Raw genomic sequence first — 14,940 nt, forward strand, 5'->3', positions numbered from 1 at the left:
CTGCATTATGCCTGATACCGCTTTGCTGATCGGGCCAACGGATTGTATATCCTGGCCAGTTCAGTGGCAGGCCATCCGGCAATAATTTACGACTTATACCTATAATTCATTTACCGTTTTCGCACCGTTCTGCGGTGCTTTCCCTGGAAAAGCAATATGTCGTATACACCGATGAGTGACCTCGGACAGCAAGGCCTGTTCGATATTACTCGTACATTATTACAGCAGCCCGATCTCCCGTCTCTTAGCGAGGCGCTTTCGCAGCTGGTCAAGCGTTCAGCGCTGGCCGACTGCGCGGCTATTGTCTTATGGCAGGCACAAACGCAACGTGCGCGTTATTTTGCAACGCGTGAAAATGGTAAACCCATCGATTATGAAGACGAAACGGTGCTGGCACATGGTCCGGTACGCCGTATTTTGTCTCGCCCTGATGCGTTGCACTGCAACTATCATGAGTTTACGGAAACATGGCCACAATTGGCTTCAGGTGGACTGTATTCTGAATTTGGCCACTACTGCCTGCTGCCGCTGGCGGCAGATGGGCGCATCTTTGGCGGTTGCGAATTCATCCGTAACGAAGACCGTCCGTGGAGTGAAAAAGAATATAACCGTCTACAGACCTTCACTCAGATAGTCGGCGTCGTTGCTGAACAAATTCAAAGCAGAGTCAGCAACAACGTCGATTACGATCTGCTGTGTCGTGAGCGTGACAACTTTCGCATCCTGGTCGCCATCACCAATGCCGTGCTCTCCCGACTGGATATTGATGAGCTGGTCAGCGAAGTCGCCAAAGAGATCCACCACTACTTCGACATCGATGCCATCAGCATCGTGTTACGCAGCGATCGCAAAAATAAACTCAGTATCTATTCCACTCACTATCTGGATGAACATCATCCGGCACACGAACAGAGTGAAGTGGACGAAGCGGGAACGCTCTCTGAACGGGTCTTCAAAAGCAAAGAGATGCTGCTGATTAACCTGAGCGAACGTGACATCCTTGCCCCTTACGAACGGATGCTGTTCGAAACCTGGGGCAACCAGCTACAAACCCTGTGTCTGCTACCGCTGATGTCCGGCAATACTATGCTCGGCGTACTCAAACTGGCACAGTGCGAAGAGAAAGTTTTCACTACCGCCAACCTCAAGCTATTGCGCCAGATTGCCGAGCGTGTGGCAATTGCCGTGGATAACGCCCTCGCCTATCAGGAGATCCACCGCCTGAAGGAACGTCTGGTCGATGAAAACCTGGCGTTGACTGAACAACTCAACAACGTAGAGAGTGAGTTCGGCGAAATCATTGGTCGCAGCGAAGCGATGTACAGCGTACTCAAGCAGGTCGAAATGGTGGCGCAAAGCGACAGCACCGTCTTGATTCTGGGTGAGACCGGAACGGGTAAAGAGCTGATCGCACGAGCCATTCACAACCTGAGCGGACGTAACGCCCGTCGGATGGTGAAGATGAACTGCGCGGCAATGCCTGCCGGATTACTGGAAAGCGATCTGTTTGGTCACGAGCGTGGCGCGTTTACCGGTGCCAGCACGCAGCGGATTGGTCGTTTCGAGCTGGCAGATAAAAGTTCGCTGTTCCTCGATGAAGTTGGCGATATGCCGCTGGAGCTTCAACCTAAGCTACTGCGGGTTCTGCAAGAGCAGGAATTTGAACGCCTGGGCAGTAATAAGCTGATCCAGACCGACGTGCGCTTGATCGCCGCGACCAACCGCGATCTGAAGAAGATGGTTGCCGATCGCGAATTTCGTAACGATCTGTATTACCGACTGAACGTCTTCCCGATCCATCTGCCGCCGCTGCGTGAGCGCCCGGAAGATATTCCGCTGCTGGTAAAAGCCTTCACCTTTAAAATTGCTCGTCGGATGGGACGCAATATCGACAGTATTCCCGCCGAGGCTCTGCGCACGCTGAGCTGTATGGAATGGCCGGGTAACGTGCGTGAGCTGGAAAACGTGGTGGAACGTGCGGTTCTGCTTACCCGAGGCAACGTACTGCAACTGTCCCTTCCGGATATTGCCCCTTTGACGCCGTCTACGCCTCCGGTGGCAACCGAAGTTGCACAGGACGGTGAAGATGAATACCAGTTGATTATGCGCGTACTGAAAGAAACCAACGGGGTGGTTGCCGGTCCCAAAGGCGCGGCACAAAGGCTGGGGCTGAAACGTACAACGTTACTCTCACGCATGAAGAGATTGGGTATTGATAAGGATGCACTGGTTTAGCTAGTGTGGCTATACTGGGTGATATCTCAACGAAAGGAGGCAGTATGGCGGTATCAGCACGTAATCAATTAACCGGTACGGTGAGCGCAGTCGCTACGGGCGCAGTGAATGATGAAGTTGAACTGACGCTGGCTGGCGGCGCAAAACTGGTCGCGATTGTAACCCATAGCAGCCAGCAGGCGCTGGGTCTGGCGAAAGGGAAAGAAGCAATTGCTCTGATTAAAGCGCCATGGGTGACGCTGGCAACTGAAGACTGTGGTCTGAAGTTCTCTGCGCGCAACCAGTTTGCTGGCAGTGTTTCCCAGGTCACAGAAGGCGCAGTCAACGCCACCGTACATATCAAAACTGACGCAGGCTTCGAGATTGTTGCCGTCGTCACCAACGAAAGTCAGCAAGAGATGAAACTGAGTCAGGGAAGCCGTGTTGTTGCGCTGATCAAAGCCTCAGCTATTCTGATTGCCACCAAAGCGTAATCGCCATTCATCACCGCATGGCTAAGTTGCCCGATGGCGCAATGCGCATCGGGCCTACGCGGCAGATGCACTTATTCTCGTAGGCCAGATAAGGCGCAGCCGCCATCCGGCGCACAGCGACCTTATTTTTTCCGCTGGTACTTCTCGGGTAACTCCGGCACTGGACGTTTGTCATCAATCAGGTGGCGTACGGTCAGAATCGGGTGACGCCAGAGCATTCTCGGCCCAGCCCAACGCATAATTTGCTTCATCTCTTCGCGTTTAGCCGGTTGATAACAGTGCACTGGACACTGTTTACAGGCCGGTTTTTCCTCACCAAATACGCACTTGTCGAGGCGCTTTTGCGCATAGGCAAATAACGCATCGTAATGCCCCGGCTCGTCTGAAGCCTGCGGGCACTGGCTCTCGTAGAGCGAAATCATTCTCTGGATCGTCATTTTTTCACGTGCAATGCGTTTGCCGGACATGATGCCTCCACAATTAAGTTGCATAAATAATACACCTTAATCATGAAGGCAACCAAGACCCGAGTACCGCTTACTCGTCACAACGGCTAAATTGCCCTGCGTTTATAAGGACGGTAGTGTGGTAACCAAAAGTTATCTTTTATGCTTTGCAACAGCGCGTCGTCGCTCATCTTCTCTGCCACGCCCGACAGCTGCGCTGCCTTACCGACCTCAAAGGCAATGCTGCGGGTCACCTCACCGATTGTCCCAATCTCCGGCAACAGAGCGCCTTCCCCGATACGCACTAACGGGGAAGCATCGGCCAGCGCACGGCTTGCCGCCATCAGCATAGCTTCTGTTACGCGTGTCGCGCCACTGGCGATGGCCCCCAGACCGATGGCCGGGAAAACATACACGTTATTGCACTGCGCCACCGGAATGGAGCGTCCATTAAATTCAACCGCATCGCAGGGACTGCCGGTCGCGATGATGGCCTGCCCTTCGGTCCAGCGAATGATATCTTCTGGTCGCGCTTCCATTCTCGAAGTGGGATTCGACAACGGCATAACGATCGGGCGGCCGCAGTATTGGTACATCGTGCTAATGACTTCCTGCGAGAACAATCCAGCCTGACCCGACACACCCAGCATCACCGTGGGTTTGGCATTGTGGATAACCTCCAGTAGCGACGGTGCCAGCCCCTCATACTGCCAGTCAGATACAGCCTCGGGAGACTGCGCCAGCGGTTGCTGGAAATCAGCTAAGGCATTATTGGTGGTCATCACCAGACCGTCGCGATCCACCATAAAAATGGTCCGTCTGGCTTCGGCCTCGCTCATTCCTTCACTGATGCGGCAGGCAATAATATGCCGGGCGATCCCACATCCTGCAGCACCCGCCCCCACAATTACGATTGATTGCTGACGGAAGTCACGACCGCTGCCTCGGCAGGCCGCAACCAGAGTCGCCAGAGCCACCGACGCCGTGCCCTGAATGTCATCGTTAAAACAGCACATCTCATCGCGATAACGGTCCAGCAGCGGCACCGCAGTATGCTGGGCAAAATCTTCAAACTGCAGCAGAACGTTAGGCCAGCGCCGTTTTACGGCAGCAATAAACATTCCAATAAATGCGAAGTAGTCTTCACCAGTTATGCGCGGATGTCGCCAGCCGATATAGCGCGGATCGTCAAGCAGTCGCGTATTGTTCGTACCGACATCCAGTAGAATAGGTAGCGTATTCGCCGGATTTACCCCGCCACAGACGGTATAGAGCGACAGTTTCCCGATAGGAATCCCCATACCGCCAACGCCCTGGTCACCTAGCCCCAGAATGCGCTCACCATCGGTGACGACGATGACCTTGATATCGTGCCGTGGAATATCATGCAAAATATCGTCAATACGATCACGATCGGGCCAGGAGATAAAGACACCGCGTGCACGACGATATATCCACGAGAATTTTTCACAGGCGGCCCCGACTACCGGGGTATAAACGATGGGCAGCATCTCTGGAAGATGCTTTTTCAACAGGTAATAAAATAACGTTTCGTTAGTATCCTGGATATTACGCAGGTAAATATGTCGAGCGTTGTGGGATTCAGCCTCAAGATATTGTTGATACGCCCGTTCGGCTTGTTCATCAATATTCTCAATGGCACAAGGCAGTAGCCCACTCAGGTTAAAGTCATGCCTTTCTTGCTGCGTGAAGCTGCTTCCCTTGTTTAATAACGGAGATTCAAGCAGTAACTTCCCCGTAAACGGGACGTATAAAACATCGTTTGTCACGTTGCCATCCATAAATTACAACCAGATAAAAAATAAGAGCCTGCATTAGCAGGCTCCCGGGATTCAAATCAGGACATAGTTGGCAACCAGCATCGCCGCGATACCGGCCAGCGCTGGAAGCAGCGTTCTTCTGACGATCATAAACGGCGAACATTCTCCTGCTTTACTCACCGCAATAATGATTCCAGCCACCGGAGACATTGAGCGCCCCATTCCCGCCATTAACTGCATAGGCAGGATCATATTAACGGCGCTCTCACCAAATTTTGCCGCAATGGAGGGGGCCAGGCCGGAGAAGGAGAAAAAGGCGGCAACACCAGAGCCTGTCAGGACGGCGGTGACGCCCACCAGCGCGGTCATCACCAGCGTCATACTGGTAAAGCCCAGTCCTGCGTTTTGCACTGACTGTAACAGGTAGTCCACCGCGCCAATTTTCTGCAGCCCCTGGGCATAGATATCCGCACACACCAGCAAGGAAACGATGCTGGTAAACATGCTGCCCATCCCTTTGAAAAAGACCTGAATTCCTTTGCAACAGCTTTTGAAATCCCGAGTAGCCACCAGTTCAAAGAAAAATGCGACGACAGCGCCAAGGATCATCGCCGTGACCACGTCTATTTTGATGGACTTGATAACCAAAGGGCTAAAGACCAGCACCAGTACGACAGGCAGGACGGGTAACAGCGCGTAAATAGCGGGTACCTTTCGGCCTTCTTCTTCCGCTTGCGCCACGCTTTGCGCTCCCGGTACGAAGCCATCTTTTTTGTCGAAATACTTCGCGGTAAAGTAAATCACCACCGCAACGGCCAGCATCACCACCACCGCCACCGGCATCTGGTAATGCGCAAAGTAGATCGCGCTTTCCATGCCAGCATGTTTAGCCGCCAGATTCGCAGTACCTACCGCGGGCCCTAGATCCATAAACGCGCACAGACCAATCATCGCGGCCGCAGAGGCTTTACTGACCCCCAGACGAACCAGAACCGGGAAGAATGTCACCAACAGCAACATCGCCAGCCCCGCCGCACTTGAAATTGCCACATGCAGAAGCTGTGCGCAGATATACCCCAGCGCAAGGATCAGGTAAGGCGCTTTAATCACCTGCAGCGGTCGAATGCACATATTGACCATCGCATTCGACGCTTTAATGTGATCCATATAGCTGGCAAATCCACCCGCAGCCATGATGATAAGACCAATACCTGCAATTTGTGTGGTGAGCGATTCTTTTGCAAAGCTAAAGATATCCAACCAGGTTGACCCCGTGGATTTTGCTTTATCGTAGAGAATGCTGTTTTCAGGATAAAACAGTACGGTAATGGTCAATAATGCCAGTCCAGCGAGTAATAAAACAGTTTGCGGCTGATAATTTTTCACAATTAACCATGCAGCAATAACTGTTATCACTATTGCTATAATAAACGCCGTCATAATAACAATTCCTATGCCATACAAATCGGGTAGGGTTACCTGTCATATCATCATAGCTTATATAGGATAATAAAAAATCACCCCCATATATAAGCAGCTATAATATGTACGTAAATTTATCGTATTACATACTCAAATATTGAGATTTAATTGTAATGGGTTGTGTGGTTGTAAAATACGGGAAAGGTGTTTTCCCACCTCTTTTTGTGAGTAAGATCGCAACTACATCTGAATGTAGTCGCAGACCTCAGAAAAGGCTGGGTGCGGGTTTCCAACATATTCATTCTATGATTGACGTCGAAAGTGTATTACCCTATAACAACGTTGATATACAATAGTCATCGGGTGTTATCCATGTACAAAAAAAACACGTTAAGTCTGGATGAGTATAACTTACTTACTCTTAATATGGGTGATCTAACTGAATCTGAGTGCCGACTCAATGAGTACATTAATAAACACTTCAATGAACTTCCCTATCATGGCATTGTTGACCTCTCGCAAAATGCGATGGTAAGCAAAGCAACCATTGGCCGATTTTTAAATAAGATTGGGTTTACGGGTTACGCCGCTTTTCGCAAAGCATTAGACATTACTCTGTCAAAAAATAAAATATCCGCACCTTTTGAGAAAAACATCAAACTACGTAACAATCCCAGCATTACCACTGAAAGTATCGTTACTGATTTCACCCATAAAGTATCAGAATTATTTAATCAATTTAAAAATAATATCGATATTGAAAGCCTTAATGCGTTTATCGATCTGGTACTGAACAATCAACGTCATATTTATGTCGTCGGCCCGTCATCATCTCATGCAATGGCAACGCATTTTTGTACACTGCTAAAGTACTTTCGCAGTGACATCACCCTGTTACCGACGGACATCAGCGAACTCCCCAAATGTCTCATCAATATTGAGGAAGAGGATGTCCTGATTGTGTTCTCCTACTATCGATTTAATCGGGTTGCCCTCAATATTGCAAAGTGGTTCAGAAAAAAGAATGCCGTCGTGGTACTGGTTACCAATTCAGAAGCGAACCCTTACGGCAAGTTCTGCGATCTGCAGTTTGTTCTTCCCAGCGACGTACAGTCCATTTTTCAAAGCCGTATACTCGGCTTCTTTTTTATCGAACTCATATTGCATTTGGCTTACGAGAAAGGAGATAACGAGGGGAATTTTGCCCAACTGGAGGAATTATTTGTCTTTTTCGAAACGTTTTCTGCATCAGCACACAACACTTAGCTCCGCCAGCCGCCAGAAGTATTCTGGCTCCTGGCAACATGACGAATCAAGCTATCTCTGCGGTTTTCACGCGATCGAACTCAGCTATAGTTTCAGCGATTAGCGCGTCGTTAGCCCCGATATATGACAGCGGCTCGCAGGCAGCGGTAATTTCCTCTACAGACAATGATGCGCGGATTTCCGGGCTAGCCTGCACGATCTCCATGAAGCTGTGCTCTCCAGTTGCATGCTTTAGCAGGTTTTTCACTAAGTTATAGGCGGACTCTCTGCCAATTTTGGCGGCAAGTTTCATCGTCAGTGATTCCGACATAATAAAGTGCTTTGAGCAATCGAAATTAGCACGCATCTTCTCTTCATTAATGATGAGATGCGAAAGCAGATTCTTTGCGCGTGTCAGGCTGGTCGATAAAGCATTTGAGGCCTCCGGGAGGATTGTCCAGTTTAATACCCTCATTGAGGCGGCTCGCACATCCTGTTGATCCAGCATGGCCGGAGCGCCAGACGCATACATCCATCCCATCCTTGCCAGCGTTTGCATCATGTTACTGGCGCGCGGATTAACCTTGTGCGGCATCGTGCTCGACCCTCCGCCACCTTCTCCCTCAAGCACTTCAGCAATCGGCGTGCGTCCCATTGTTTCGACATCGTTGGCCAGACGACATAGCGTGCCGTGAACAAGGGCAAAAAACTGCACAACTTCAACAACCGCATCCTGGCTGGCATTATTAATGCCGCAGGGTACGTTCAGACCCAGTGCCAACATCAGTCGTTCACGTGTTTCCATTCCCTGCTCGCCTACGGAGGCCAAATTACCTACCGCGCCGCCAAAGAGCCCGGTTACAGCTCGCGGGTACAGCTGCTGAAGTCTTATCAGATGGCGGTTAATCTCTGCCAGATAACTGCAAACATGCAGCCCCCACGTTGTCGCAGAAGCATCCACTGAATTGGTGCGCGCAACCATCACCGTTCGGGTATGACGTATTGCCATCGCTTTCATCGCTTCGCCAACATCGAGCAATTGCTCGCGCAGCAGCTGCAACGTTTGTTGCAGTCTCATCGCCATGCCAGAGTCCAGCAGGTCCTGGGTAGTGCATCCCCAGTGCAGATACTGACTTACTAACGGTGTGCCGCAAGCAGAGATCTGATCGATCAGCGGTTTTATCGCCATACCAACCGTCTGTGTTTCCTGTGCCAGGGCTGGCCAATCTATCTGTATTTCCCTGCACGTTTTTTCAATTTCGACGGCGGCTTGCTCAGGGATAATGCCCAGCTCGCCTTGCACGCGAGCGACTGTTGCCTCAAACCGCAACCAACACCGCAGCAGATTGTCGTCAGACCATATTTCCCGCATCCGCCCCTGGGTGAACAATGAAGAATAAAGATCAGAATCAAATACCGTTGTTTGCTTACCGAACATACAGCGCCTCTCCGGCCAATGAATGCGTCATAATCGAAATGTGATTAATCAATTTTGCAGGATCTGTTTTCCAGATTATAGGGGAAAATAGTATTCCCGCCCCAAAAATGGCTATGAGAATACAATATTCCCATTTTCATTTTTTCCATCAAGTAGAAATGCGATGTATTTCACAGTAATTTGCGAATTACATTCCAAACAGGCGTAATATTTCAACAAAAATGCACATTAAATATAAGAACCATTAATACAATAGTGAAATTAGTGATATTTATGCGTGAATAATCACATTTCATTACGAGAAAAAATAATTCCCATACCGCTGATATTCATTTTCCACAAACAATTATCCCGCTGTGCACTTTATTTTATGGTCAGGAAACTAATGCTGGTTTGAGGGATGACATGAAGCTAAAAAACTATTCACTAATATTACTAATGGGTATGAGTTCCTCGGCGTTCGCCTTAAATGTCTATAATAAGGATGGAAATACGCTGGATATCTATGGCCGCGTTGAGGGAAAAATAGCAAGTGGCCAGAATTCATTTGCTGGCAGTGAAAGCCGAAGCGATCTGGGTGGCCGTGTAGGTATTTACCTCACCCGAGATCTGGATATTCTGCCAGATACCAAAATCGTGGGTCGCCTGGAATGGCAGGTACGTACCGAAAAAAATGATAACAATACCGGTGAAAGCGATATGGAGGCCCGTTATTCCTATGTCGGTCTGTCAAATAAAACATGGGGTGAACTGATCACCGGGAGAACCAAAAACCCGTTATATCAGGTAATGAAAATGACCGATAAGTACAAAAACTTCACTCCCAATATCTACAGCTATGGCATTACAACCATTGATGATTCATACCAGTTCAACCGACAGGATGGCACCGTTCAGTGGAACGCCAAATTTGCCGGAAATGAAATTCAGCTGGCATGGGTTTCCGGTAATGGCAACAGCGATAACGAAGCCCTGGATTACGGCGCGATGGCCAGCTATCGTAAGTCTTTCAAATTTGGTGATTTTAGAATTACACCAGCACTCGCGGCCAGTCGTTACAAACGACAGGATGGCGTAGTGACCACCGATGGGCGTAATCAAAACGATCAAATTATGGGAGGATTACAACTCAGCTATAAAGCCTATGAAGTCGCGGTAACCGCATTGCGTACTTCTATTTCTCGCGATAACAAAAGTGATAATAATTATAAAGGGATGGATTCACTTATTTCCTACAAATTTGGCACCGTCAAGGTTCTCACCGGATATAGTTTTCTAAATGAAGATGGTAAAGATATCGCTGAAAAAGAAGACTGGCGTGCTGAAGCGCAATTAACATTAGCTGAGGATACGTGGTTATCATTTACTTACGATAAAGAATTCGCCAGTAAGAACAAAAAAACCAATGATGATGCGCTCATCGTTGGACTCCGTTACGACTTCTAAGAGATAACCGATGAAAAAGATAACTTTACTTGCTGCAGCAACGGCCCTGGCACTGAGCAGTATCTGCGCTCACGCGGATACGTTATTAGCGCCTTCCGCACATGCTAAAATGGATGGCGAGAATAAAATCGTCGCGCTTTATGGAAACTCGTTCACGTTCTATAATAATAATATCAATACCCGATTACGGGATTTGACGCAGTCTTTATTGCCTGACCATGCCAAAGGCTATAAATATCGGGGGATCACGATTTCCAGCGGTCATTTAGGCTGGCAAATTGAGAATATGCGCTACCAGAACACGTTACAGAAATGGGATGTAGTGGTATTACAGGGGAACTCCACAGAAACAATTTCAAAGAAAGAAAGTACCCGGCAAAATTTCGTTGACTCTGCAACCCAAATGGCTGAGATGGCGCATAAAGCAGGTGCAAAAGTTGTCTATTTCATGACCTGGCCGAAGAAAGCTAAACCCGAAGATAGCCAAAAGCTGGCGGATGCTTATATCTCGATTGCGCAGAAAACGGGGGGATATGTGGCTCCGGTAGGTCTTGCTTTCGAGAAAGCGCGCAAGACCCATCCGGAAATCAACCTGTATTATCATGATGGTGTCCACCCTTCTATTTCTGGAACGTATCTCGCCGCTTGCGTATTCTTCGCCACCCTGTATAACCAGTCTCCGGTCGGCGGCGCGCTTCCTGTTGATACGGACATGACCCCTGCCACCGCCAAAGCGTTACAACAGGTAGCATGGGAAACCGTTACTGAGTTCCAAAAGTCATAATCACCGGGTTATTCATCCCCAACACGCCGGCAATCGTGCCGGCGTAAAATACATTATCCCCCGTCTATTCCTTAGCAACCTACGCAAATAAGAATTATTTTCATTTATTTATGCCATGTGCTATATAACATAGCAAAGGCTATATTCGATGATAAATTAACCATTTTGTTGCGAGGGATACTATGCCGCATCTGCCCCATCTGAAGTCATTTCTCCTTGCCAGCGTGTTAACAGCGCTGACGCTGTCACCCGCCTGGGCGAAAGAAAAATTCAAAGTGGTAACCACCTTTACGGTGATTGCCGATATGGCAAGCAATGTGGCAGGCGACGCGGCGGACGTTAGTTCTATCACCAAACCGGGTGCTGAAATTCACGAATATCAACCAACCCCAGGCGATATTAAACGGGCGCAAGGCGCACAGCTTATTCTCTCCAACGGCCTTAACCTCGAACTATGGTTTGCCCGCTTCTACCAAAATTTGTCCGGCGTACCGGAAGTGATGGTCTCAAACGGCGTGCAACCAATGGGCATCAGCGAAGGGCCGTACAACGGTAAACCAAACCCGCACGCCTGGATGTCAGCGGAGAACGCGCTTATCTACGTGGATAACATTCGTGATGCGCTGATCAAATACGATCCGGACAATGCCGCAACCTACCAGAATAATGCGCAGAATTATAAAGCGAAAATCCAGCAGACTCTGGCGCCACTGCATACAGAGCTGGCAAAGCTCCCTGCTGATAAACGCTGGCTGGTCACCAGCGAAGGCGCATTCTCTTATTTAGCTCGTGATAACAATCTCAAGGAGCTGTATCTGTGGCCGATCAATGCCGATCAGCAAGGTACGCCCAAGCAGGTACGCAAGGTTATCGATGCCATCAGAGCGCATCATATTCCAACGGTATTTAGCGAAAGCACCGTGTCCGACAAACCTGCGCGTCAGGTTGCCCGTGAGTCTGGCGCACATTACGGCGGCGTGCTGTATGTCGATTCGCTCAGTGCAGCCGACGGTCCGGTACCGACCTATCTGGATTTACTGCGCGTCACCACGCAAACCATTGTTAACGGCATCAACAAGGGTCTGGAGAGCCAACCATGAGTCACTCTGCGATTACCGTAAATCAGGTTACGGTGACGTATCGCAACGGTCATACCGCATTGCGGGACGCCACTTTTCAGGTTCCGGGCGGCTCAATTGCCGCTCTGGTCGGCGTAAACGGTTCAGGAAAATCAACGCTTTTTAAAGCGCTGATGGGTTTTGTCCGCCTGGCGCAGGGGGAAATCTCAATTCTGCAACAGCCGGTAAATAAGGCGCTCAAACAGAATCTGATCGCCTATGTCCCCCAGTCAGAAGAGGTGGACTGGTCGTTTCCGGTACTGGTGGAAGATGTGGTGATGATGGGACGCTTTGGCCATATGGGCTGGCTGCGTCGACCAAAACAAATTGACCACGCCTGCGTAGATGCGGCGCTGGCGCGGGTTGATATGCTGGATTATCGCCATCGTCAGATAGGTGAACTGTCCGGTGGGCAGAAAAAGCGTGTTTTTCTGGCAAGGGCCATCGCACAGGACGGACAGGTTATTTTACTGGATGAACCCTTTACCGGTGTGGATGTAAAAACCGAGGCCCGGATCATCGACCTGCTGCGTGAACTGCGTGATGAGGGTCGAACCATGCTGGTCTCTACCCATAATTTGGGATCCGTCACTGAGTTTTGTGATTACACGGTGATGATTAAGGGCACGGTGCTGGCAAGTGGCCCCACCGAAACCACCTTTACCCCCGAGAATCTTGAACTGGCATTCAGCGGCGTACTGCGTCACGTTGCGCTGAGCGGCGGTGAACAGCACGTGATTACCGATGATGAACGCCCGTTTATTTCGCGACGCACGGCAAACGAGGGGGAATAACCATGAACTGGCTAACGGAGCCGTTTGGCTACCAGTACATGCTCAACGCCATGTGGGTCTCGGCGATGGTCGGCGGCCTGTGTGCGTTTCTCTCCTGCTATCTGATGCTCAAAGGCTGGTCGCTGATTGGCGATGCGCTGTCGCATTCTATCGTTCCGGGCGTGGCAGGCGCTTATATGTTAGGGCTTCCCTTCGCGCTTGGCGCATTCCTTTCCGGCGGACTGGCGGCGGGCAGTATGCTGTTTCTTAATCAACGTTCGCGCCTGAAGGAAGATGCGATTATCGGACTGATTTTTTCGTCTTTTTTCGGTATCGGGCTGTTTATGGTGTCGCTCAATCCGATGTCGGTGAACATTCAGACCATTATTCTCGGCAACGTGCTGGCGATTGCGCCAGAAGATATTCTACAACTGGCCATCATCGGGGTTATTTCGCTAACCATCCTGTTTTTGAAGTGGAAAGATCTGATGGTGGTTTTTTTTGATGAAAACCACGCGCGCTCTATCGGTCTGAATCCGGGCCGGTTGAAGCTGTTATTTTTTACGCTGCTCTCCGTTTCCACAGTCGCCGCGCTGCAAACCGTCGGCGCATTTCTGGTGATTTGCCTGGTGGTTACGCCAGGTGCAACGGCCTGGCTGCTGACCGATCGTTTTCCACGCCTGCTCACTATCGCCGTAGCTATTGGCAGCCTGACCAGCTTTTTCGGCGCCTGGCTGAGCTACTGGCTGGACGGTGCAACCGGCGGAATTATTGTCGTTCTGCAAACGCTGCTGTTCCTGCTGGCATTTGTCTTCGCGCCAAAACACGGTCTGCTGGCGAATCGCCGCCGCGCCCGTCTGGTGAACAAGGAGTCAGTATGATCTTAACAACGCTGCTGGAACCCTTTCAGTTTGGTTTTATGGTCAATGCGCTGGTCATCTCCACCATTGTCGCCGTGCCCTGCGCGCTGCTGTCTGTATTTTTAGTACTCAAAGGCTGGGCTCTGATGGGCGATGCAATGAGCCACGCGGTTTTCCCGGGAATTGTACTGGCGTGGATTGCGGGCATCCCACTGGCAATTGGCGCATTTATCGCCGGGCTGTTCTGTGCGGTGGCGACGGGTTATCTCGACGATAACAGCCGCATCAAACGCGATACCCTGATGGGAATCGTCTTTTCCGGCATGTTTGGTGCAGGACTGGTGCTGTACGTCTCTATCCAGTCAGAGGTCCATCTCGATCATATTCTGTTCGGCGACATGCTGGGCGTATCGTTCAGCGACATCATACAAACCGCGGTTATTACGCTTGGGATAGCGCTTATTATTGGGCTTAAGTGGAAAGATCTGCTGCTGCATGCGTTCGACCCGCATCAGGCAAAGGCCAGTGGGCTTAATACTGCGCTGCTACATTACGGCCTGCTGTGCATGATCGCCCTGACGATTGTCGCCACGCTAAAATCAGTAGGGATTATTTTGTCGATCTCCTTACTGATTGCGCCTGGCGCCATTGCGATTTTAATGACGCGGAAATTTTCCCACGCCTTGTGGCTGGCGGTGATTATGTCGGTCGTTACCTCGTTTATGGGCGTGTACCTGTCTTTTTTCATCGACAGTGCACCGGCCCCCACCATCGTCGTACTATTTTCGCTACTGTTTGTGATGACCTTTATTTATTCCACCCTGCGCGATCGTCGTTTAGAACGGCGACGCCAGCAATACGACCTCTGATGGAGTGGGCAGTGATATGCCCGCTATCGTTTTTAGAATACGTAATGACA

At 50.0% G+C, this 14,940-nt stretch carries 13 protein-coding genes; 9 read left to right on the plus strand and 4 right to left on the minus strand.

The window, feature by feature from the left end:
- The first annotated feature begins 156 nt into the window (after positions 1-156).
- Both flhA and OGX89_RS00805 read left to right on the plus strand, forming a co-directional pair.
- Complete coding sequence (flhA, locus tag OGX89_RS00800) at positions 157-2,235, plus strand: formate hydrogenlyase transcriptional activator FlhA (RefSeq protein WP_032944751.1); 2,079 nt, start codon at positions 157-159, stop codon at positions 2,233-2,235.
- Between the two features lie 44 nt (positions 2,236-2,279).
- Complete coding sequence (locus OGX89_RS00805; protein ID WP_003825890.1) at positions 2,280-2,708, plus strand: TOBE domain-containing protein; 429 nt, start codon at positions 2,280-2,282, stop codon at positions 2,706-2,708.
- A 122-nt stretch (positions 2,709-2,830) separates the two neighbouring features.
- On the opposite strand, the gene OGX89_RS00810 is transcribed toward OGX89_RS00805, so the two are convergent.
- The 3 genes from OGX89_RS00810 to dcuC form a co-directional block, all read right to left on the minus strand.
- Entirely contained in the window at positions 2,831-3,175 is a 345-nt protein-coding gene (locus OGX89_RS00810) for a nitrous oxide-stimulated promoter family protein (protein ID WP_003825888.1), read from the minus strand.
- An 86-nt stretch (positions 3,176-3,261) separates the two neighbouring features.
- Positions 3,262-4,956, minus strand: a complete 1,695-nt coding sequence (locus OGX89_RS00815; protein WP_125112824.1) for an NAD-dependent malic enzyme — start codon at positions 4,954-4,956, stop codon at positions 3,262-3,264.
- A 51-nt stretch (positions 4,957-5,007) separates the two neighbouring features.
- On the minus strand, positions 5,008-6,375 hold the full coding sequence (gene dcuC / locus OGX89_RS00820) for a C4-dicarboxylate transporter DcuC (RefSeq protein ID WP_003825883.1): 1,368 nt from the start codon (positions 6,373-6,375) through the stop codon (positions 5,008-5,010).
- 354 nt (positions 6,376-6,729) lie between these two features.
- Between dcuC and OGX89_RS00825 the strand changes: the two genes are divergently transcribed.
- On the plus strand, positions 6,730-7,623 hold the full coding sequence (locus OGX89_RS00825; protein ID WP_003825882.1) for a MurR/RpiR family transcriptional regulator: 894 nt from the start codon (positions 6,730-6,732) through the stop codon (positions 7,621-7,623).
- 46 nt (positions 7,624-7,669) lie between these two features.
- Here OGX89_RS00825 and OGX89_RS00830 read toward each other — a convergent pair whose 3' ends face one another.
- The gene (locus tag OGX89_RS00830) at positions 7,670-9,040 is read right to left on the minus strand and encodes a class-II fumarase/aspartase family protein (RefSeq protein WP_125112825.1); all 1,371 of its coding nucleotides are present in this window, start codon (positions 9,038-9,040) and stop codon (positions 7,670-7,672) included.
- A 405-nt stretch (positions 9,041-9,445) separates the two neighbouring features.
- On the opposite strand from OGX89_RS00830, the gene OGX89_RS00835 reads away from it, so the two are divergent.
- The 6 genes from OGX89_RS00835 (at position 9,446) to sitD (ending at position 14,890) form a co-directional block, all read left to right on the plus strand.
- On the plus strand, positions 9,446-10,486 hold the full coding sequence (locus tag OGX89_RS00835) for a porin (protein ID WP_125112826.1): 1,041 nt from the start codon (positions 9,446-9,448) through the stop codon (positions 10,484-10,486).
- A 10-nt stretch (positions 10,487-10,496) separates the two neighbouring features.
- Entirely contained in the window at positions 10,497-11,270 is a 774-nt protein-coding gene (locus tag OGX89_RS00840; RefSeq protein ID WP_003825874.1) for an SGNH/GDSL hydrolase family protein, read from the plus strand.
- 182 nt (positions 11,271-11,452) lie between these two features.
- Positions 11,453-12,370, plus strand: coding sequence for a metal ABC transporter substrate-binding protein (locus OGX89_RS00845; RefSeq protein WP_125112827.1), 918 nt, complete (start codon positions 11,453-11,455; stop codon positions 12,368-12,370).
- Positions 12,367-13,182 (plus strand): iron/manganese ABC transporter ATP-binding protein SitB, encoded by an 816-nt coding sequence (gene sitB / locus OGX89_RS00850; protein ID WP_003825870.1) that lies wholly within the window; start codon positions 12,367-12,369, stop codon positions 13,180-13,182. The genes OGX89_RS00845 and sitB overlap by 4 nt, the downstream gene beginning before the upstream one ends.
- A 2-nt stretch (positions 13,183-13,184) precedes the next feature.
- Positions 13,185-14,042, plus strand: coding sequence for an iron/manganese ABC transporter permease subunit SitC (gene sitC / locus OGX89_RS00855; protein WP_008785642.1), 858 nt, complete (start codon positions 13,185-13,187; stop codon positions 14,040-14,042).
- Positions 14,039-14,890 (plus strand): iron/manganese ABC transporter permease subunit SitD, encoded by an 852-nt coding sequence (gene sitD, locus OGX89_RS00860; protein WP_032944764.1) that lies wholly within the window; start codon positions 14,039-14,041, stop codon positions 14,888-14,890. The genes sitC and sitD overlap by 4 nt, the downstream gene beginning before the upstream one ends.
- The last annotated feature ends 50 nt before the right edge of the window (positions 14,891-14,940 follow it).

It is taken from the genome of Citrobacter sp. Cpo103 (assembly GCF_030332605.1).
In the GTDB taxonomy this organism is placed as follows: domain Bacteria; phylum Pseudomonadota; class Gammaproteobacteria; order Enterobacterales; family Enterobacteriaceae; genus Citrobacter; species Citrobacter portucalensis.